The following is a 19,670-nucleotide window of genomic DNA, read 5'->3' as shown; positions in this document are numbered from 1 at the left end:
GGCGCGGTTGCCGCTCTGGTGATCCTTTTCAAAAAGGAAAAGGGTCCCGACTGTGTGCGAGGACCCCTTAACTGAAGTGAAGGAAATTGTGACGCGAGCTTAGTCCAGCAACCCGCGTTCGGTCAGCACCTTGCGAGCGACACGGAAACACTCCAGCGATTGCGGGACACCGCAATAGATGCCGATCACGTGAATGATCGAGCGGATTTCTTCTTTGGTCACGCCGTTGTTCAGAGCGCCGTTGCAGTGAATTTCCCATTCATGCATCTTGCCCAGCGCGCCGATCATGGTGAGGTTCAGCATCGACCGTGTCTTGTGGTCAATCGTGTCGTCGCCCCAGCCAAAACCCCAGCACCATGCTGTCATGGCCTCTTGGAAGGGGCGGGTGAAGTCATCCGCGGCTGCAAGGTTCTTTTCAACATATTCGGCACCCAGCGTGGATTTGCGCTGTTTCAGGCCGTGTTCGAACAAGTTGTCGTCCATTTCGTTCTCCTTTGGTGAACGGGCCGGCCTGTACTATGACCGGCCCGGATGGGTTTGATTATTCTGCCGGGGTCGCTTCGGCCTCTTCTTCGTCAAAGACCGACAGGCCCAGCTTTTCGCGCTGGCTGTCCCGCCAGATTGCTTTGAGGACCGAAATTCCCATCAGAACCATGACCACGCTGAATGGCAATGCGCCGATGATCATGGCTGTCTGGATCGCCCCGAGGCCACCAATCATCAGCAATGCGCCCACGACCAGCGCCAGGGCAGCACCCCAGAACAGAATGTGCGGCCGCGCCTTGGGGCCTTCGTCGCCAGCGGCATTGATGGTGTTGATGATCAGCACCGCCGAGTCCGCCGAGGTTACCAGGTAGGTGAGCAACAGCACGACGACCATGATCGCAAACACCCAGGCCATGGTTTCGCTCAGCATGACCGAAAGGGTCGCGAAAAGCTGATCCGAAAGCCCGGTGCCAATGATTGCATTGTCCGCGACGCCCGAAAGCTCAAGCTCGATCGCTGTACCGCCAACCAGGGCGAACCAGACAAAGCACATGACGGACGGTACGATTGCCGCGCCAAGCACATATTCGCGAATGGTTCGGCCCTTGGAAATGCGCGCCAGGAAGACGCCGACAAAGGGTGCAAATGCAATCCACCAAGCCCAATAGAACACGGTCCAGCCGCCCTGCCATCCGGCCAGTTGACTTGCGACCGATCCATCCACCCCGTCGCTGTTCCAGACGGTAAACAAGAGGGCTGGTGTTGCGATCAGGTAGTCGTAGATGCCGACAAACAGCGCCTGCAGGCCAAAAAAGGTCGAGCCGAAGAACAAGAAGAAGGCAAGCAATGCAAAGCTGAGCGCCATATTGATGTTAGAGAGCCATTTGATGCCTTTTCCTACTCCGGACAACGCCGACAGTGTGGACGCACCGACAATGATCAACAGCGCGACGGCGATCGCCACTTTGGTCGGATCACCCGCGTCGGTCAGAAGCCAGTCCCCGAAACCGATCCGATGCAGCCCCGCAATGAACTGGTTGACGCCAAAGCCAAGCGTCTGCGCAACACCCAGAACGGTGGCGACAACGGCAACTACGTCGATGACGTGACCCAACGGGCCGGACAGCGATTTTCCGAAGATCGGTGTCAGCGCCGACCGGATGGTCAGCGGCAGGCCGCGCCGGAACGAAAAATAGGCCAGCGCAAGGCCAACGATGGCATAGCTGGCCCACGCGTGCAGGCCCCAATGTGAGAACGACCATTTATAGGCCGAACGCACGGCCTCTTGCGTGGATCCTTCTGCAAGGCCTTGGATGATGTCTGGATTGGTTTGGAAGTGATAGATCGGCTCACCGGTTGCATAGGTCAGCATCCCGATACCGATGCCCGCCCCGAACATCATCGAAAACCATGAAAAGCGCGAGAATTCAGGTTGGTCTTCCGGGCGGCCAAGTTTCATGCGCCCCGACACCGGCAGGATCGCAAGAACGATGCAGGTCAGGAAGAAGAAGGCCATCACATAGACGTACCAGAAGTTGAACGACGCCAGGATCAACGAATTCAATCCGGACAGAACCGAAGCGGCATTGTCAGGAAAGGCCACGGCCCAAATGACGAGGGCACCAATCAGCAGCTTGGCAGTGATGGTCACGTCTTTTGTGAAACCACGGTAGAACCCGCTGTCGGCGGTTTTGATGGGTAGGTCGGTGACGGGTGGTTTTATTGGCATTGGGTGTCCTCCCTATTGTTCTTGAGTTGGTGGATTAGCTGCGCAGCCGAATAGCCACGTTCTTGGTCTGGACGTAATTCCACAGTGCTTCGCGCCCCTTTTCCCGCCCGTAACCGGATTTTCCATATCCACCGAATGGCGTCTCTACGCCGCCGGCGTACCATTCGTTGACAAAGACCTGACCGGCGCGGATCTGCCGGGCCGCCTGCGTGGCGCGGTCGATGTCGCGCGTGAAGACTCCGCCGACCAGCCCGTAGGGTGTTCCGTTTGCAATCTCGATTGCTTGAGCGTCGTCACGGAACTTCAGAACCGAAAGAACCGGTGCAAAAGCTTCTTCGTTCGCAATGTTCATGTCAGGAGTGACGTTGGTCAGAATGGTTGGTTCCAGAAATGCACCGGGAATGTTCATCTTACGTCCGCCGGTGGCTGCAGTCGCGCCAGCTGCGATTGCGCCAGACACCATGCCAGCCGCGCGGTCACGCTGCGCTTCACTGACCATCGGCCCCATATTCGGGCCAAACTCACCCCGTTCGATACCCGGACCGACGGACAGGTTGCTTGCTACGTTCGAGATGCGTTCGATCAGTTCGTCGTGGCGGCTTTCATGCACGATCACGCGGCTCATCGCTGAACACACCTGACCGGCGTTGAAAAAGATCCCCCAGCGTACGTCGTTTTCGAAGGCTTCCAGGTCCGCGTCATCATGCACGATGGCTGCAGATTTCCCGCCAAGCTCCAGGACGCAGGGCACAACGTTGCGTGCGGCTGCACTGGCAATTGCGATGCCGGTTGGCACCGAGCCGGTAAAGACGATCTGATTGACATGTGGATGCGCCGAAAGCGCGGCTCCTGCCTCGTGACCCAAACCGCAAAGGATGTTTACAGCGCCTTTCGGTAGGCCAACCGCCTCGGCAGCATGCGCAAACCAGGCATTGGTCAAAGGTGTCAATTCCGGGGTTTTGATGACAACAGTATTGCCTGTGGCCAAAGCCGCCGACAGCGACCGCGCGGTCATCTCGACAGGATAGTTCCATGGGATGATTTGTGCGGAAACACCAAACGGCTCGTACGTGGTGAAATCGAAGTAGCTCGCTCCTAGTGGAATGGACCGGCCTTCGACGGTTTCAGCCTGATTGCCATAGTATTCGAAATAGCGTGCCGCTCCTTCGATTTCGACGCGTGCTTCCCAAAGCGGTTTGCCCTGCTCAAGGGTCAGAACCCGAGCAATCTCGTCAGTGTTGTCCAGCAGGTAGCGGCCCATAGCCTGTACCATGCGGCCACGTTCCACAGGTCGCAGATCGCTGAGCGCACCTGAAAGATGCACGCGGCGGGCCGCCATGACCGCACGATCCACGTCACCGGCATCGGCCAGCGCCTGTTCAGTTAGTTTTCCGCCGGTTCCCGGGTTGAAAACATCGATCCGACCCGCACCACCATCGATCCAGGTGCCGTCCACATAATTCTGCCAATATGGCTTAACGTCTTGCATGTCGCGCATCTCCAAAACTTCGGAGGGCAATGAATTACCCTCCGAAGCGCAAGTTTCTTTGACTTTGTTTGGTTTTATTCCACCGCCTCACGCATCCATTGCTGGAGCTTGGCGATGGAATGTTCACTCATGACACCACAGGCGGGGTCAAGAACCAGCGGGCCGGGAACATACCCTTTGGATTTCAGCCCGCGGTGAACGGATTCAACAAGGCGGATGTCTTCTTCGACTGTGGTCTGGCGGTCTTGTACGGCAAGCCCCCGGATTACGTCGCTTTCATGACCGCCTTCGGTATACCAGCCGCGCCATACCGTACAGGTGTCCACAGTGTTGGCACGCCAGTGATAGGTGTTCAGCACGTTGCCCGGATAGCACTGGAACGAGAACATGGGCCACAGGAACCACGACTGATAGTCGCCTGCATGCGGAACTGACATATCGATTGGATAGGTCATCTTATCCAACGCCTGACATTCCGTGGTGTGACGCAACACGTAACCGCCGCCCGCATCGGGTTGAATGTCGTAAGTTTCAGGCTTTACAACACCTTCCGCAAAAGTGGGGTGGTTCGAGGGGCAGTGATAGCATTCGGAGTAGTTTTCGATAGAAACTTTCCAATTGCAGTTTTCCGGAATCTCGACCCATTCCAGCGGTGCCAGGTCGTTTATGCCAGGCACGTATTCCGCAATCTCTTCGCGCACACCCGGATACCATTCGTCCATGGGCGCGGCATCTTTGTCGAGGTTGACGAAGATAAAGCCCAGGAAGTCCTCGGTTCGAACCTCGGTCAGGCAAATCTTTTCGCGCTGGAATCCGGGAACGTTCTTGACGTTGGGCCCCGCGCGCAATCCGCCGGTCAGCTCGTAGGACCATTGGTGGTAGGGGCAAACCACAACCCGCGTGTTGCCGGTTCCAGTGACCATCTCATGCGCGCGGTGCTGGCACACGTTGTAGAAAGTGCGGATGACGTTGTCACGCCCGCGGATGGCAAACAGATTCTGACCAGCAATTTCAAACGCGAAATAGTCGCCGACATTAGGGATGTCGTTAGCGTGGCCAGCATACTGCCAGGTGCGCATCAGAAGACCATTCATCTCTTTTTCAAAGACTGCCGGGTCGGTGTAATAGCTGGCGTCCAGCGAATGGGTCAGCGGGGCATTCATGTGTGTTCCTCCTGGTAAAGGCCAAGCTGATGACGGCGTATATGAAACTTTTCGACCCGCTCGACGATCTCATCGCTGGACACTGCTATCACAAAACTGAGCAGTGTTTCTAACAGAGCAATTGTAGACACGGAGGAAGGGAAGAATTGAGGGGTATCTACTGACACAACAAAACCGTGTTCAGCAGACAAGATTACGGGGCTGGCTGGCGAGTCGGATATTCCGATTACGGTTACACCTTGCTTTCGCGCGGTCTGTACCGCCTCGACGACTTCTGTGCGATATGGGTGGCACGTGATGGCGATCAGGACATCCTGCTCGTCCGCCCATGCCAGATCATCAATCGCTGTTGATCCGGGCCGGGGGATCGCATGGAAATCTGTCATACCGGTGCGGGCGAGATACGTGAAGTTGGACGCGTTCGAATTGTTTATTCCAACGCCCAGAGTATAGATGGATCGCGCCGACCAAATCGTTTCCGCAGCAGATTGTAGCCGACTGGCATCAATGTCCGCAAAGGTCTCTTCGATGTTTCGAATGGCTGAGCCCAGCAAGTCTGCATAAAGCTCACCCAGGTCGCCAGAACGGCTGATTCCCTGCAACCAACGTGCGCGGTCGGGGAATGAGACGTCGCTTCGGCGAATCTCATCACGAAATGGTTCCCGAAAATCTCCATAGCCCTCAAAGCCGATTTGTCTGGCCATTCGCACCACGGTGTTTGGTTTGACACTGGCGGCTTCGGCAATCTCACGGACGGTGGAGACGCCAACTTCTCTGGGGTTTTCCAGAACATACCGCGCGGCTTTCTGTGCTTCGGGGGTCAAGAGCGACAATTCTTGTGACAGGCGTCCCAGAACCTCGCTTGAAACATCTGTACCATTCATTGCGTATCTCGGTATGTACATTTGTGCCGTTTTACGTTGACACTGGTACATATGTGGCAATAGGAAGTCCACAGAAATATGCGACTCTCGAACAGGAATTTTTGCGATGTCCAAAAAAGAACTGCCCGAACGCGCCAAGGTTGTCATCGTCGGTGGCGGTGTCATGGGGTGCGGCCTTGCTTACCACCTTGGCCATGAAGGCTGGGGCGAAGAAACCGTCTTGCTGGAAAAGGCCGAATTGACCAGCGGATCGACCTGGCACGCGGCGGGTCAGATCACCCATTCAACCAGCTCATACGGGTTGGGTCGCATGGTGGACTACAACATTGGCCTGTATTCGAAGACTCTGGAAGAAGAGACCGGGCAGGCCGTCACCTGGCATGGTTGTGGCTCGTTCCGTCTGGCGTATACCGAAGACGAAATGGACTGGCTGCGCCACACCCTGTCTGTGGGTCGTTCGCTGGGCTTTAATATCGAACTGGTAGGCCCTGATTTCATCGCCGAGAAGCACCCGTTCTACAATCTGGATGGCGTTCTGGGCGCGCTTTACACCCCGGATGACGGTCATGTGGATCCGTCGAACGTAACCATGGCGATGGCCACTGGTGCCCGCCAAAAAGGCGTGAAAATCTTCCGCCACTGCCGAGCCACCAACATCACGCAGAACGATGCGGGCGAATGGGTGGTCGAGACCGAAAAAGGCACGATTGTCTGCGAACACGTGGTGAACGCGGGCGGCACGTATGCCCGCCAGATGGGTGAATGGTCGGGTCTGCAATTGCCCATGACCTCGATGACGCACCACTATTTCGTCACCGAGAATGTGCCCGAGTTTCAGGATCTGGACGTTGAGCTGCCTGTGATCCGCGACGACAAACAGGTCTCGGGCTATATCCGGATGGAGCAGAAAAAGGGCCTGATCGGGATTTACGAAAAAGAAAACTCGAACTCGGTCTGGCATGACGAATGCCCATGGGAATACGAGAACTGGCTGTTCGAGGCCGATTATGACCGCGTGATGCCCTGGCTGGAAAACTCGCTAGAGCGGATGCCGATATTCGCCGAATTGGGCATCACCCGCGAAGTGCATGGCGCGATCAGCCATCCGCCGGATGGCAACCCGATGGTTGGCCCCGCTCCGGGCGTAAAGAACTACTGGTGCTGCTGCGGTACCCAGATCGGTATCGGTTGGGGCCCCGGTCTGACCCGCGAACTGGCCAAGTGGATGGTCCGCGGCGCTGCGGACATCTCGATGCGCGACTACGACCCGCGCCGCTTTGGCGCCTATGCCAAGAAAGACTGGCAGGTCATCAAAGCGCACGAAGACTACAAATTGCGCCACGAAATCCCCTTCCCGCACTTCAACCGTCTAGAAGGCCGCCCGATCAAGCCGTCGCCGCTGTATGAAATCCTCAAGGACAAGGGCGCGGTTTACGAAGAAGTCTATGGTTTTGAACGTCCCCGTTGGTTTGCAACCGAAGGTGTCGAGCAGCGCGATCACTACAGCTTCCGCCGCAACGTGGTGCATGATGTGGTCGGGGCCGAGGTCAAAGCCGTCCGCGAAAGCGTCGGCATCATGGATGTGACCGCCTTTACCAAGGTCGAAGTTTCGGGCCCGGACGCTTATGCGCTGCTGGACCGTCTGACCGCAAACAAGATGCCGCAGAAGACCGGCTCGATCACACTGACCCATATGTTGAACCGCCGCGGTCGGATCGAGTTGGAGACCACGTTGGTGCGGATGGCGGATGACCGCTTCTATCTGGTCTGCGCGGCCTTCTTCGAACAGCGGCTGCTGGACCACCTGAACCACAACCGCGCGGATGAGAACGTGACCATCACGCCTCTGTCCGCTGGCTGGTCGGCCCTGTCGCTGAACGGTCCGAAATCGCGCGAAGTTCTGGCACAGTGCACCGATGCGGACCTGTCCAATGCCGGTTTCCGCTGGCTGTCGGCGCAGGAAATCACCGTGGCCGGTCACAAGGTCTGGGCGTTCCGCATGTCCAATGCCGGTGAGCTGGGCTGGGAATTCCACATGCCGGATGAAGCCTGCGTGGATGTCTACACCGCGCTGTGGGCCGCGGGCGAGCCGCATGGCATCGTCAACTACGGTTCATTCGCCATGAACGCGATGCGGATGGAGAAAGCCTTCCCCGGTGCGGGCGAGTTGACCAATGAGGTCACGCTGCCCGAGGCCAATGTGGGTCGCTTCTTCAAGCTGGACAAAGAGTATCTGGGTGTCGAAGCCACACGCGTCAGCGCCGAGCAGGCCGAGAAAGGCGAAATGCCCTGGGTCTGCGCCTATCTGGAAATCGAGCCCGACGGGATCGAGGACGGACACGGTGGCGAGGCGATCAAGGTAAACGGCGAGATTGTTGGTGCGACAGCATCTGTTGCTTACGGCCACACGGTCGGCAAGATCTTGGCCTTTGCCTATATCAAGCCGGACGCCAACGTACCGGGTCAGGAGATCGAGGTGATCGTTGCAGGTGAGCCGCGCAAGGGCCGCATTCTGGGCGAAGCTGCTTATGATCCGCAAAGCAAGCTGCCGCGCACCGACGCGCCCGCTGCGGTTCCCGCATAAGACAAGACCGGTGGGCACCAACACAGGTGCCCGCCGCGTTAGGCCAAAGAACTTAATTCAGGACATGGACCAGATGATCCCGGAAACGATGAAAGCCGTTGTGATGAATGGTCACGGCGGATTGGACATGCTGGAATACCGCGACATGCCCACGCCGACGCCCGAAAAGGGTGAGGTGCTGATCAAGGTCGGGGCCTGTGGTCTTAACAATACTGATATCAACACGCGCACAGCCTGGTATTCCAAGAAAGTGGATGCCGTTCTGGGCAGCGGCGCGGCGGATGGTTTTGACGAAGCCAGCGGCGATGACGGCACCTGGGGCAGCGGGTCGTTGAACTTCCCCGTCATTCAGGGCGCCGACGTGGCTGGTGAAATCGTTGCCGTTGGCGAAGGCGTTGATCCCGCACGCGTCGGCGAACGAGTGATGATCGACCCCTGGTTGCTGAGCCATGGGGATTGGCTGAACCCTGAAAACTCGGGCTATTTCGGGTCCGAGGCGGATGGGGGCTATGCCGAATACACCAAGGTGCGCGCGGCCAATGCGGTGCCCGTTAACAGCAGCCTGAGCGATGCGGAACTGGCCACTTTCCCTTGCGCCTATACGACCGCGGAAAATCTGGTTCAGCGCACCGCTCCGCGTCCGGGTGAGGTCGTGGTGATCACAGGCGCGTCCGGTGGCGTGGGCTCGGCCGCTATTCAGCTATGCCGCCTGCGCGGTTGCAAGGTGATCGCGATTGCCAGCCCCTCGAAGGCCGAAATGCTGCATGAACTGGGCGCAGCCCATGTCATCGACCGCAACACCGTTGATCTGGAAGCCGCTATTCGCGACGCCGCAGGCGGGCCGGTGGACATCGCGCTGGATGTGGTCGGATCACCGATGTTCATGGCGCTGATCAACGCTTTGCGTCAGGGTGGGCGTTACTCCACATCAGGGTGCATCGCTGGTCAAATGGCCGAATTCGACCTGCGTCAGCTGGTCTACAAGGACCTGCAGCTGACCGGCGCAACCATCTGCCCGGCAGGCACAATGCAGCGCGTGGTGGGCATGATCGAAACCGGCGCTTTGAAGCCTCTGTTGGCGGCGATCTATCCGCTGGAAGATCTCGCGAAGGCGCAAGAGGCGTTCGTTCAGAAAACGCATGTTGGAAATATCGTGGTGACACCCTAACGCGCGCCACGCCCCTTTTTAAGAAAAACGGCAAAACCAGTCTTTGGTTTGGCGGGCCAATCTAAGGAAAACTGACGTGAAGATCATCCGCATTGCAGCTTGGGAAGTCCCGCTGACCAGCCATGACACCTATTACATGGCAGATGGGAAAACCTGCGACACCACAACCTCGGTTGTGCTGCGTCTCGACACCGATACGGGCCTGTCTGGCTGGGGTGAGGTCTGCCCGATCCCGCATTACCTGCCTGCCTATGCCAAGGGTGTGATCCCCGCCATCACTGAGTTGGCCCCGGTTCTGATCGGCACCGACCCGGTGGGGCCGGAAACCGTAATGGAGCAGGTGAACCGGTTTCTGCGGGGTCATGCATACGCGAAGTCCGCGTTGGATACTGCGCTCTGGGATCCGACAGGGCAAGCCGCGGGTCTACCTGTTCACCGCCTTCTGGGGGGGCGGCAGGTCAAGGACATGGCGCTCTATCACTCAATCACCTGCGTGGCCCCGGACGAAATGGCCCGCATGGCGCAAGATGCGTATGACAAGGGCATGCGCCAGTTTCAGGTCAAGTTGGGGGCTGATGGCGACTGGCAGACGGATGTTGAGCGGTTGACCAAAGTGCGCGAGACCGTTGGTCCGGGCCCATTGGTCTATGGCGACTGGAACTGTGGCAGCGATGCGCTGAACGCGATCCGTGTCGGTCGCGCCGTCGCTCATCTGGATGTCATGCTCGAGCAACCTTGCGCGACGCTCGAGGAATGCGCCCATGTGCAGCGGGTCACTGGCCTGCCGATGAAAATCGACGAAAACGCGTATGACGTCGCCTCGGTCATCGCAGCGCATCAGGCCGGTTGTATGCAGGCTGTTGCATTGAAGCTGTCCAAGATGAGTGGCTTGTCCGCCATGCGGCAAATCCGCGATGTCTGTCTGACGCTGGGTACTCAGATGTGTATCGAGGATACCTGGGGCAGCGACATCACCACCGCCGCGCTTCTGCATCTGGCCGCTTCGACCCCTGCGCGCGGAATCATGAACACCTGCGACCTGAGCCACTATGTCGGCCCACGTCTGGCCCCCGATGGTCCGGTGCGTGAAAACGGCCGAATTACCCCGCCCGAAGGGCCCGGTCTGGGCGTCACGCCCGACGCCGACGCTTTGGGCCAGCCTGTCACCATTATCGATTGATCCCAATCCCAGCCTGCCGAGAGACCTGTTATGGAAGATTTCAGCAACGCCTACCCCTCACATGATCCTGAATGGGTCAAAGACATGCACGCAGATCACTATCTGCAAAGCTGGTCGAAACAAGGCAGCCGCCCGCGCGTTATTACCGGCGCGCAGGGCAGCTGGTTCTGGGACAGCGATGGCAAACGCTATCTCGATTTCCAAAGCCAGTTGGTGAACGCCAATATGGGCCACCAGCACCCTAAGATCGTTCAGGCGATCAAGGATCAGGCCGATAAGTTGTGCTATATCGGCCCCGCCATGGGTTCGGATGTACGTTCGGAAATGGCGGCGATCATGAATGAGATCACGCCCGCGAACATCACTTCGACCTTCTTCACAACCGGCGGCTCGGCAGCGAACGAAACCGCGATCCGTCTGGCACGGCACTATACCGGGCGCACCAAAATCATTGCGCGCTATCGCTCGTATCACGGGGCGACCGGTGGCACGCTGTCCCTGACAGGCGACCCGCGCCATCACCTGACCCGGGCCGATATGCCGGGCGTGGTGCGGATGCTGGACCCCTATGTCTATCGCCTGCCGACTGGTCACACCGACCCGGCGAAATGCCCGGTGGCGCAGGGTGGTCCGCATCTGGAAGAGATCCTGATGTACGAAAACCCCAACACGGTGGCGGCTGTCATTTTGGAGCCGATCGTGGGCACCAACGGCATCATCGTGCCCCCCGATGGCTACCTGCAATCGATCAAAGAAACCTGCGAAAAACACGGCATCCTGCTGATCGCGGATGAGGTCATGGCTGGGTTTGGTCGTACCGGTAAATGGTTCGCCGTCGATCACTGGGGCGTGCAGCCCGACATCATCACCAGCGCCAAGGGCATCAACTCGGGCTATGTGCCGCTGGGCACCATGTCGGTCTCGACCGAGCTGCACAACTGGCTGCGCGACACTCCGATGCCGGGCGGTCTGACCTATGCCGGTCACCCGCTGGCCTGTGCGTCGGGCATTGCCGCAATTCGCGCCATGCAGGACGAAGGTGCGCTGGAAAACGCCACTGCGATGGGTGAGAAGATGCGCGCCGAACTGGCCAAGATGGCCGAAAAGCATCCCAGCATCGGCGACATTCGCGGAAAGGGCATGTTCAACGGTATCGAGCTGGTCAAGAACCGCGACACGCGCGAGCCGCTGGTTCCGTTTGCCGCGAAAGGCCCGGACGCCAAACCGATGACGGACATGATGAGCTTTGCGATGAACGAGGGCCTGTACCTGTCGTTCTACTCAAACGTCGTTCGTCTAACACCGCCGCTGAACATCAGCGAAGAGGATCTGATGGCCGGTCTGGAGATACTGGATCGTACCCTCGACATCGCTGACTGCGAGTGTGTTTGAGCGTGACTTTGAGAGGCCGATGAAATGACCAATTACGGTGTCATCATTGTGGGGGCGGGGCAAGCTGGTTGCTCCGCTGCCGTCAAACTGCGCAATCTTGGTTATGACAAGCCAATTGCCCTGATCGGTGAAGAGGCGCACCCGCCCTATCAGCGGCCGCCTCTTTCCAAAGCTTATCTTCTGGGCGAGCTGCCGCGTGACCGTCTTTTCCTGAGGCCCGAAAGCTTCTTTGACGAGCATCAGATCGACCTGCACCTGAACCAGCAAGTCACCGAGATATCGGCAGACAACCAGACACTTGTTTGTGGCGACCAAACGCTGGCGTTTGAGCATCTGGTCCTCGCAACCGGCTCGACCCCCAACCGCCTGCCCGAGAGCATCGGTGGTACTCTGCCCGGGACCTATACAATCCGTGGCATCGCCGACATCGATGCAATTGCGCCCGAGTTCAAGCAAGGGCGAAAGATCGTCATCATTGGCGGGGGCTATATTGGCCTGGAAGTTGCTGCCGTTGCTGCAAAGCTTGATCTTGAAGTTACACTGATCGAAGCCGCTCCGCGCATTTTGCAGCGGGTTGCTGCCCCGGAAACCGCTCAGTACTTCCGCGACCTGCACGATGCCAACAACGTACGCATTTTTGAAGATACCAAGATTGCACGCGTTACCGGAGTAGAGCGCGCAGACGGGGTGGAGCTTGCCAATGGTGAGGTGATCCCGGCCGATTTTGTTGTTTTCGGGATCGGCATCACGCCAAACACGGCCCTTGCCGAAGCCGCCGGTGTAGACGTTGAAAACGGCATCAAGACAGACACATGGGGCCGCACCTCGCATCCTTGTATCTGGGCGGCAGGAGACTGTGCGACGTTTCCGCATGGTGATGCACAGATCCGCCTGGAAAGCGTCGGCAACGCCATTGATCAGGCCGAAGCGGTTGCTGAGAACATCATGGGTGCAACCAAGCCTTATGAAGCAAAACCCTGGTTTTGGTCTGATCAGTACCATGTGAAGCTTCAGATTGCTGGTCTGAATGCCGGCTACGATCAGGTCGTTTCTCGTGAAGGCGAGGATGGGTCGACTTCAGTCTGGTACTACCGCGATGCCCAGCTTATCGCCGCGGATGCGATGAACGACCCGCGCGCCTACATGGTTGCGAAACGGCTGATCGAATCCGGAAAATCCCCGCATCCCCAGATGGTTGCGGATACAGCTACTGATCTCAAATCACTTCTTAAAGTCTGAGGAAAGGCACGACAGCGCATGTATCTTGAGTCAAAACCCATCACCCGGTGCCGGGAGGGCGAGCACCCAAGCGCTGCCGGACATTCTGCGGGCGTTGCGCAGAAGCGCCATTTTTATTTTCTGCTGCTTCCCGGTTCCAACATGCTGGATTTTGCGGCTGGGATCGAACCGCTGCGGGCCGCCAATTCCGTTACGGGGGAAACAGGTTACACCTGGTCGATTATGACCGAGACCGGCGCGCATGCAACGTGTTCGAACGGAATCGAAATCCCTGCGCAGACAGGCCTGTGTACAACGCGACATTCAGATTACGTGATTGTATGCTCGGGGAATGCCGGGTACTTGGAAGCCCGTCCCGAAACCCTGCAATGGTTGCGTAGACATGCCAGATTCGGCGGTCGGGTTGCTGCGATTGGAACCGGCGCGTTTACATTGGCGCGGGCCGGGCTGGCAAACGAAGCGCAATTGACGTTGCACTGGTCACTGGCCCCGGTCTTTGAAGAAATGTTCCCAAAATTGGACTGTTTGCCGTCGCGGGTTGTGGCTGATGACGGTGTGGCCTCAAGCGCTGGGGGCACTGCAGGCCTGGATTTGACTCTGTCCATCATCGAGTCGGATTTCGACAACGGCACCGCTCAGAAAGTGGCGGATTATTGCGTCCACGACTTCGACTGCCACAGCAACCGGTCGCAACGCCAGGCCATGTCGAAAATGGCCGGATCCCGGAACCCCGCGTTTCTGAGTATCCTCAAGAAAATGGAGGACTCGCTGCAGGACCCAATTCCGGTCGATGAACTTATCGAAGACGAAAAAATCTCAAGACGGCAGATCGAACGTTTGTTCAACAAACACCTCAAGACAAGCCCGTCCCGATATTATCGCAATTTGCGTCTTGATCGGGCGCGGGTGTTGCTGCGCGGTACTGATCTGTCCATCATTGATGTTGCCGTCGCGACAGGGTTCGCCAGTATCGTCAATTTCTCGAAAGCCTACAAAACGAGATTTGGCGAGCGTCCAACGGCAGACCGATCAGCCGCGTAAAGGCGCGGCTATCTGAAAGTGGTAGCAAGCGATCCCGAAAAGGCGAACTACATCGCGGCCTCTACGACCAGCCAGTCCCAGAAGGCGCGAACCCTTGGCTGACGTTGGCGGTGGGAAACCGCGCTCAGGAAATAGCGCGGGGCAGGGGGCACGGTTTCGGAAGGCAGTTCAAAGGGAATGCACAGTCGCCCTTCGGCCAGCATCCTCTCGGCATTGGCCCGATTGCCCAAAGCCACGCCGATCCCTCGGGCTGCTGCCTCGAATGCGTGCAATGAGTAACTGACCGAAAAGAAACGCTGACGACGCAGCCAGGATCGCCCTGCCAGCACTTTTTTCCATGACGTCAGACGCCTTTCAGTTTCTATCAGCGTCGCGCCTTTCAGGTCATCCAAAGCCCGCAATGCGTTCGCCTCAGCATAATCTGTACTGGTCAACGCAACGAGTTCGTCTGGCAAAAACTGCAGTGAAACCAAATCCGGGTCGGCCTCGAACCTATATTCAATGGCAACATCAATGCCTCGTTCTTCGGGGTTGAATGTCATCCGATCGAGAAGACGAATGTCAAAATCGGGATACAGTTCCGAGAACCCGTGCAGTTTGGGCATCAGCCACATTGCGGTCAGCGTAGGCGGGGCCGCAATTGTCAGAATTTCACGTTGAGATTGTTGGGTCGCAACCGATGTCGCACGCCCAATCGCTTCTAGGCCGGGGCGGACTTCTGTCAGATAATCATGCGCGCCTTCGGTGAGAACCAGATTGCGCCCTCGGCGAATGAACAAGGGTGCCCCAAGAAATCCTTCCAATTTGTCCAACTGATGGCTGACTGCTGGGGGGGTTACGTTCAACTCGGCTGCGGCTGCCCGGACACCGCCCAGACGGGCGACGGTTTCAAACACATGTAACGCGTGAAGGGGAGGGAGTTTGTGAGTCGTCATTTTGTTTAAAATAACTAAACAAAAAATACAAAAGCAATGAATTTTCTTTCAAGCTAGCCGCTTTTATCCTGCCTAAAATGGATCGCAGCAAGGATGCCGAAATGAAGCCGTTGAAAGACATTCTCGTGGTCTCGATCGAACAGGCACTGGCGGCACCGCTGTGCACTGCGCGACTGGCCGAAGCCGGGGCACGTGTCATCAAGATCGAACGCGCAGAAGGGGATTTTGCGCGTGGCTATGATCGTGCGGCCAAAGGCACAAGTTCGTATTTTGCCTGGACCAACCAAGGCAAGGAATCGCTGGCGCTTGACTTCCGCACTGAAGAAGACGCGACCTTGCTGCATCGGATTGTCGCTCAGGCTGATGTTTTTGTTCAAAATCTTGCTCCGGGTGCCATGGCGCGCGCCGGGTTTGGTTCGGCAGAGTTGCGCGAAATGCATCCGCATCTCATTACCGTTGACATCACCGGCTATGGAGAAAGCGACGCGGTCAAGCATCTGAAGGCCTATGACTTTCTGATTCAGGCTGAATCTGGTCTCACTGGAATCAGCGGTGGTGTTGACGAAATGGGACGCATCGGCGTATCGATTTGTGATATTGGTGCAGGCATGACCTCCCACGCGGCCGTTTTGGAAGCCCTGATGCGTCGTGAAATGACGGGCGAAGGCGCTGCTTTGGCCGTCTCGTTGTTCGACGTGGCAGCAGACTGGATGAGTGTCCCGCTGATGCACAGCGAATACGGAAAAGGTGCACCGCAACGCGTGGGTTTGCGCCATCCAAGTATGGCCCCCTATGGTGCGTTCGAAACGAGCGAAGGCGCATTAACGTTAATCGCCATTCAAAATGAACGTGAGTGGCAGCGGTTTTGCCAAGAGGTCTTGCGCTCGAACACCGCAGGCTCAGACTCCAGATTTGCGTCCAACAATGACCGGGTTGCCAATCGCGACGCGCTGGAGGACCTGATTTCCAAGGTGTCGCGAGAGCTGACCTTGCAAGAGTTCCGGGCTCGGTTGGCCGCAGCGAACATCGCGTATGGCGCAGTCAACAGTGTTGAAGCGCTGGGCAACCACCCAGCCTTGCGGCGTCGCGAAGTGACAACTGAAGGAAATGAAACGATCGCGATACCCGCAGCGCCAATTCGTTGGGTGGATGTTGAAGAGGTCAGCCCGTTGTCGTCTTCTCCTGCAATCAACCAGCATGGCCCGGCGCTGCGCGCTGAATTCGCCTGACCAAAGCAGAGAGGTCAACATGATGTTGCAAGCCGTAGACTCCTGGATCGGACGTTCGCAGACGCACGAAGACAGTTTGCGCGCCGAGCCCGCCCAGTTCATGCAGGCCACGATTGGTCGCGAACCGACGTTGGAAAACGGCGATGTTTTGCCGCCCCTGTGGCATTGGCTGTACTTTCTTGAAGCGAAACCAGCTGATGAGTTGGGCAGGGACGGCCATCCAAAAAAAGGGGGGTTTCTCCCTCCTGTCGCGCTGCCCCGTCGGATGTGGGCCGGTGGCAGGTTTGAATTTCTGGAACCCGTTCCGATTGGCGATCAGGTCAAAAAGCGGTCTACGATCAAGCATATTGCGGAAAAGAACGGGCGCAGCGGCTCATTATGTTTCGTGACCGTTCTGCATGAGGTTTTCCTGGGCGACGGTACGCTTGCTCTGACCGAAGAGCATGACATCGTGTACCGCGAAGATCCGCATCCTGACGCCCCAAAACCTATGCCAGCCCAAGCGCCTGACCAAGCTGAAGTGTCCGAGGTGATCTCGCCCACACAGGTTATGCTGTTCCGCTATTCGGCGCTGACCTTTAACGGGCACCGGGTTCACTATGACGTGGATTATGCCCGTTCGGTTGAAGGGTATGACGGTCTGGTCTTTCATGGGCCGCTCACGGCAACCTTGTTGGTCGACCTTGCCCAGCGCACCATGGGAAAAGCCCCGAAGACCTTTGAGTTTCGCGGGACTGCACCTCTGGCAGGGATGAATCCCTTCCATATCGAAGGTGTTCGCGAAAACAACACGATGCAGCTGTGGGCGCGCCGCCATGACGGGGCCAAAGCCATGCAAGCAACAGCCACTTTCTAAGGTTCAGGCCTATGCAATCGAAACTCGACGCAGAGCAAACCGTGGCAAAACCAAATGTGCTGAACTTCTCGGAGCGTCTTGCGGAATGGGCAACGCAGTCGGACCTTGGCGTTGACGCCGAAGTGAGAGAACAGGCGCGTTTCACGCTGATCGACACATTGTCCTGTATGGTTTTGGGCGCGACAGAGCGTCAGGCCACTGCGGCATCGGATGCAATGCTTTTTGGCCTGAGACAGGGGTCAGTTCCGCCGGTTGGTGGCGGTGAGATGCTGTCGATAACCGGTGCAGCGCTGGCCAATGGCGCGCGTGCAGCGGCGCTGGACTTCGACGATTACGAACTGTCCGGGTCCAGTCACGCAAGCGCGCCGGTTCTGAGTGCTTTGCTGAGCCTTGCTCACAAGGTGCCGATGACAATTGACGAAATGAATGACGCCTGGATCGTAGGGTATGAGACCATCATCTGGATGGGCAAAGCGCTGGGATACGGTCACTACGACATCGGGTGGCACTCGACATCCACATTGGGTCCGATTGGGACAGCTGCCGCAGTGTCCAAGGCACTTGGGCTGTCGGCGCGGCAAATGTTCAATGCTATGGCGCTTGCGGTGTCGTCTTCTTCCGGGTTGCTGACACAGATCGGCTATGACGCCAAAGCGCTTCATACCGGATTGGCGGCGGAAGCTGGGCTGAGGGCGGCGCTTTTGGGTCGCGCGGACGCAACTGGAAACTGTAATCTGTGGGATTCCGAGTTTGGGTTTACAAAGGTTTACGGCACACCGGAATCCATTGGTTTTCGTGAAATGATGAAGACGATGGAACTGGGCCAGGCTGTTCAACAGTACCCGGTTATCCGAAAGCTGTGGCCGAGCTGCGCCTACACACAACGCCCAATTTACGGTGCGATTGAGTTGAGCCAACAGATCAAACACCCAAGCGATATCGCTTCTGTCAAAATCCGCATGCCCGCGCCGTTCCATCGCGTTGCAGGCTTTGGTGTACCGGACAACGACGCCGAGGCCCGCTTTTCGGTGCGGTACTGTATCGCCGTTGGTTTACTGGAAGGCCGCGTCGTCCCCGGCGACTTTGAGCCAGACGGATTCAACGATCCTCAGCGTCGCGAACTGACAGCTTCGATCGAGCTGGATCTGTACGATCTGCCGAAAGGTGACACTGGTGACATCGGTCCGACAACCCCGGAAACGATCACAGTCGAACTCAAAGACGGTCAAGTGATCAGCCATGAAATGACTTTTGTTCCTGGCGGTGCGTCCATGCCCATGACCAAAGCCGACTTAATGCAAAAGGTGCGCGCCTGCGGCTGCTCGGTCGAATTGGCACAGGCATATCTGGCGGCACATGGCGATACGCCTTTGTTGGACACCGGATTGCTTGGTCAGGTGTCGCCCCCAATGATGGCGCGCGCGGGATGAAAAACAGATCTCTCAGGTCGCTTCTCTATATCCCCGGGCACGTTGAAGCCCTCGTCCCCAAAGCTGCAAGGACGGAAGCTGATGTTATAATCCTTGATCTTGAAGATGCAGTGCCGCAGTCCGAAAAGGAGAATGGGCGGCAAAGGCTTCGCGGTGCGACGACCGTATTGCGGAATAAAGGCAAATCGGTAGCGGTCAGGATAAACAACGACGACGCGCTTCTAGAGGATGACCTGTCTGCAGCGACTGCGGCAGGGATCGATTACTTGATCCTGCCAAAAGTCGAAAACCGTGAATTTATTCAGAAAGTTGCCGATTTCGTTCATGCCAAGGGATGCGATGACGTGTCCCTGATTGGTTTGATCGAAAGCCCGGTGGGGTTGCTTAATGCGCCGATGATTGCTGCAGCACAAGAGCGATTGATCGCGTTGAATCTCGGGACGGAAGACTTTTGCCTGGAGATGGGCATGGAGCCCGAATGGGGCGGTCTGCTTTATCCGAGCCAACAGATCGTGACAGCAGCACGGGCGGCCGGCAAAATCCCTTTGGGCTATGCCGGCAGCATCGCGCAGTATCACGACATTCCCGCCTTCAGCACGACAGTGGAAAGATCTGCCAAATTGGGGTTTGAGGGCGGTTTTGCAATCCACCCTTCACAAGTGTCGCCGTTGAATACTGCGTTTACCCCGTCGAAAAACGCAGTTGCTCAGGCGCAGAGGATTGTGGCTGCATACGAAAAATCCCTGGCTGAAGGTCGTGGTGCCGTTTCGCTCGACAACAAGATGATCGACTTGCCGATCGTCGAAAAAGCGCGGCGCGTCCTTGAGGCGGGATCTCGGTTTTCTGACCGTTTCGCATGAACCTA

General features: G+C 57.5%; 16 protein-coding genes. 10 read left to right on the top strand and 6 right to left on the bottom strand.

Translation table 11 applies throughout. The features are described 5' to 3' along the window. Window positions 1-99 precede the first annotated feature (99 nt). The 5 genes from ACR3EH_RS19035 to ACR3EH_RS19015 form a co-directional block, all read right to left on the bottom strand. On the bottom strand, window positions 100-483 hold the full coding sequence (locus ACR3EH_RS19035) for a carboxymuconolactone decarboxylase family protein (protein WP_171095340.1): 384 nt from the start codon (window positions 481-483) through the stop codon (window positions 100-102). A 58-nt stretch (window positions 484-541) separates the two neighbouring features. Beyond that, on the bottom strand, window positions 542-2,215 hold the full coding sequence (locus ACR3EH_RS19030; protein ID WP_171648010.1) for a BCCT family transporter: 1,674 nt from the start codon (window positions 2,213-2,215) through the stop codon (window positions 542-544). A 34-nt stretch (window positions 2,216-2,249) separates the two neighbouring features. Further along, entirely contained in the window at window positions 2,250-3,704 is a 1,455-nt protein-coding gene (locus ACR3EH_RS19025) for an aldehyde dehydrogenase family protein (RefSeq protein WP_171676259.1), read from the bottom strand. A 74-nt stretch (window positions 3,705-3,778) separates the two neighbouring features. After that, entirely contained in the window at window positions 3,779-4,867 is a 1,089-nt protein-coding gene (locus tag ACR3EH_RS19020) for an aromatic ring-hydroxylating oxygenase subunit alpha (RefSeq protein WP_171095334.1), read from the bottom strand. Next, window positions 4,864-5,751, bottom strand: coding sequence for a MurR/RpiR family transcriptional regulator (locus ACR3EH_RS19015; protein ID WP_171648014.1), 888 nt, complete (start codon window positions 5,749-5,751; stop codon window positions 4,864-4,866). Before ACR3EH_RS19015 ends, ACR3EH_RS19020 begins: the two co-directional genes overlap by 4 nt. A 106-nt stretch (window positions 5,752-5,857) precedes the next feature. Here ACR3EH_RS19015 and ACR3EH_RS19010 point away from each other — a divergent pair, with 106 nt between their 5' ends. From ACR3EH_RS19010 to ACR3EH_RS18985, 6 genes are all read left to right on the top strand, one after another. Continuing rightward, complete coding sequence (locus ACR3EH_RS19010; RefSeq protein ID WP_171676261.1) at window positions 5,858-8,335, top strand: FAD-dependent oxidoreductase; 2,478 nt, start codon at window positions 5,858-5,860, stop codon at window positions 8,333-8,335. Window positions 8,336-8,345: 10 nt separating this feature from the next. Beyond that, window positions 8,346-9,503, top strand: coding sequence for an alcohol dehydrogenase family protein (locus ACR3EH_RS19005; protein WP_371810738.1), 1,158 nt, complete (start codon window positions 8,346-8,348; stop codon window positions 9,501-9,503). 76 nt (window positions 9,504-9,579) lie between these two features. Further along, window positions 9,580-10,683 carry a mandelate racemase/muconate lactonizing enzyme family protein gene (locus ACR3EH_RS19000; RefSeq protein WP_171676263.1) on the top strand — a complete coding sequence of 368 codons (1,104 nt, stop codon included), beginning with the start codon at window positions 9,580-9,582 and terminating at the stop codon, window positions 10,681-10,683. Between the two features lie 30 nt (window positions 10,684-10,713). Further along, the gene (locus tag ACR3EH_RS18995) at window positions 10,714-12,075 is read left to right on the top strand and encodes an aminotransferase class III-fold pyridoxal phosphate-dependent enzyme (RefSeq protein WP_171676265.1); all 1,362 of its coding nucleotides are present in this window, start codon (window positions 10,714-10,716) and stop codon (window positions 12,073-12,075) included. Window positions 12,076-12,099: 24 nt separating this feature from the next. Next, on the top strand, window positions 12,100-13,314 hold the full coding sequence (locus ACR3EH_RS18990; RefSeq protein WP_171187540.1) for an NAD(P)/FAD-dependent oxidoreductase: 1,215 nt from the start codon (window positions 12,100-12,102) through the stop codon (window positions 13,312-13,314). An 18-nt stretch (window positions 13,315-13,332) separates the two neighbouring features. Then, a complete protein-coding gene (locus tag ACR3EH_RS18985) occupies window positions 13,333-14,355 on the top strand; it encodes a GlxA family transcriptional regulator (protein ID WP_171187542.1) in 1,023 nt (340 codons plus the stop codon). 47 nt (window positions 14,356-14,402) lie between these two features. Here the strand turns inward: ACR3EH_RS18985 and ACR3EH_RS18980 are convergent, their stop codons facing one another. Next, complete coding sequence (locus tag ACR3EH_RS18980) at window positions 14,403-15,290, bottom strand: LysR substrate-binding domain-containing protein (protein ID WP_253746681.1); 888 nt, start codon at window positions 15,288-15,290, stop codon at window positions 14,403-14,405. A 101-nt stretch (window positions 15,291-15,391) separates the two neighbouring features. On the opposite strand from ACR3EH_RS18980, the gene ACR3EH_RS18975 reads away from it, so the two are divergent. Genes ACR3EH_RS18975 through ACR3EH_RS18960 form a run of 4 tightly spaced genes read left to right on the top strand, consistent with a single transcriptional unit; the run spans window position 15,392 to window position 19,665 of the window. Beyond that, window positions 15,392-16,519: a CaiB/BaiF CoA transferase family protein gene (locus ACR3EH_RS18975; RefSeq protein WP_216601667.1), complete on the top strand. Its 1,128-nt coding sequence runs from the start codon at window positions 15,392-15,394 to the stop codon at window positions 16,517-16,519. A gap of 19 nt (window positions 16,520-16,538) precedes the next feature. Further along, on the top strand, window positions 16,539-17,375 hold the full coding sequence (locus tag ACR3EH_RS18970; protein WP_171676269.1) for an HTD2 family dehydratase: 837 nt from the start codon (window positions 16,539-16,541) through the stop codon (window positions 17,373-17,375). An 11-nt stretch (window positions 17,376-17,386) separates the two neighbouring features. Next, entirely contained in the window at window positions 17,387-18,805 is a 1,419-nt protein-coding gene (locus ACR3EH_RS18965; protein ID WP_171676272.1) for an MmgE/PrpD family protein, read from the top strand. Next, a complete protein-coding gene (locus tag ACR3EH_RS18960) occupies window positions 18,802-19,665 on the top strand; it encodes an HpcH/HpaI aldolase/citrate lyase family protein (RefSeq protein ID WP_171648021.1) in 864 nt (287 codons plus the stop codon). The genes ACR3EH_RS18965 and ACR3EH_RS18960 overlap by 4 nt, the downstream gene beginning before the upstream one ends. Window positions 19,666-19,670: the final 5 nt, after the last annotated feature.

The organism is Ruegeria sp. BG7, from assembly GCF_056535685.1.
This window is presented reverse-complemented; position numbering and strand designations above follow the sequence as displayed.